The sequence below is a fragment of the Methylobacterium sp. WL18 genome (assembly GCF_008040015.1).
In the GTDB taxonomy this organism is placed as follows: Bacteria; Pseudomonadota; Alphaproteobacteria; order Rhizobiales; family Beijerinckiaceae; genus Methylobacterium; species Methylobacterium mesophilicum.
In genome coordinates this window covers 1-1,685 of the sequence record NZ_VRVD01000842.1, presented here as the reverse complement: position 1 = coordinate 1,685, position 1,685 = coordinate 1, and the positions used below count along the sequence as shown (strand labels likewise).

1 protein-coding gene is annotated in these 1,685 nt (G+C 72.5%); it reads right to left on the bottom strand.

Annotated elements, in window-relative coordinates:
* A partial coding sequence (locus FV228_RS28910; RefSeq protein WP_147857612.1) for a glucan biosynthesis protein occupies positions 1-1,191 on the bottom strand: 1,191 nt, incomplete at its 3' end.
* Positions 1,192-1,685: the final 494 nt, after the last annotated feature.

The following is a 1,685-nucleotide window of genomic DNA, read 5'->3' as shown; positions in this document are numbered from 1 at the left end:
GGTCTCGGTGACCCGGGCGAGCGCGGGCTGCGGGATCGCGTCGGCCGGCTCCGCCCCCACGGTGGTCAGGCCGTAGGCGAGACGCAGGGCCGTGCCCGGCCGCACCGGATCGGCCGGCGCGAAGGCCGCAACGATGTTGTCCATGTACTCTTCGTCCGAGGGGATCTCGTAGAGCTGCACGGCGCCCTCCGCGAAGGCGTCGCCGCGATCGGGGGACACCCACAGGCCGGGCCGGGCCTCCTGGCGCGCCTCCACGTCCAGATAGGCGGCAAAGCTCCGCTCCCGCTGCAGCAGCCCGAACCCTGCGAGGGGCTTGGCCGCGAAGGCCGAGATCTGCGGCTGCCGGCGGCCGTTGACCAGCGGCCGCCACAGCCGGTCGCCCGGGGTGGCGACGGAGAGCCCGTTGGAATCGTGCACCTGCGGGCGGAAGTCGTCGAACGGCTTGGCGCCCCGGGCGCCGGGCCCGTTCTGGCCGTACAGGAACATGCTGGTGAGCGGCGCCAACCCGAGCCGCGGAATCGTGGTACGCGGATGGAGCGACGCGGTGACGGCGATCCGCGCCGGGTCCCCGGGGGTGATCACGAACCGGTAGGCGCCGGACACGCTCGGGCTGTCGAGGAGCGACAGCACGGTCAGGCTGCGCGCCTCCGGCTCCGGCTCGCACAGCCAATGGGCGACGAAGTCGGGAAACTCTTCGCCCTCCGGCGCACCGGTGCCGATTGCGAGCCCCCGCGCCGAGAGCCCGTATTCCTGGCCGGCCGCGCGCAGCCGGAAATAGGAGGCGCCGAGAAATACCAGAAACTCCTCCTGGAAGCCTTTGGGCCGCCAAGCCGGCGTGTCCGGGAAGGCGTAGTGCAGGCGGAAGCCCGCGAAGCCGAGATCGGCCGGAAAACCCTGGCCGGCGAGCCGCCCGCCGAGGTCGAACATCCGGCTCTCGTACGGGATCGGCCGGGCCGGGCCACTGCGCGGCTGGAGGTAGAGCGCCACGCGCTTGCGCTGCAGGAAGCCGCGGTGGAACAGCTGCGCACTGAAATGGCGGCCCAGCGGCACCCCCTCGGACGGCCGGAAGACGATGCTCCGGTAGCCGTCGTAATCCAGCCCGGTCAGCGCGGGCGGCAACTCGCTGGGCGGGGCCGCGTAGGGGGCGGCGGCCAGGCGCTCGGCCTGGGCCGACAGGGTCTCGAAGGTCATCGCGGCGTCCTGAGAAGCCCCGGAGACCGGTCCCTGCGGCTGAAGCGCCGGTCCGGCCCATGTTCGGGCGCCATTCAGATCTATAGCGCTAGGTAGAATACTGCCGGCAGCCGCGGTCAGGGCCGTCCTGAGAACGCTGCGTCGGGAGGGGGGATCGATCCGTTCGGCCTCCGGCTGCCTGTGCGGCCGGGTCGGCTGCGTGTCCTCGCCCCGCATATCGGTGTCCACGCTCATCGGTTTCCGCCCGTACGCGGCGCGGCGGCCGACAGGCTTCCACGGTCGAGTTTCTCGCGCCATGTCCTCACGCGTCCCCTCCTCACGCGTCACCGCCTCCGCCGAGCGGCCGCACCGGAACGCCCGTCCGGGCCTTCCCGATCCCCAGCCTGTACGGACCGTCGCGCCGCGTACGGGCGGAAACCGATGAGCGTGGACACCGATATGCGGGGCGAGGACACGCAGCCGACCCGGCCGCACAGGCAGCCGGAGGCCGAACG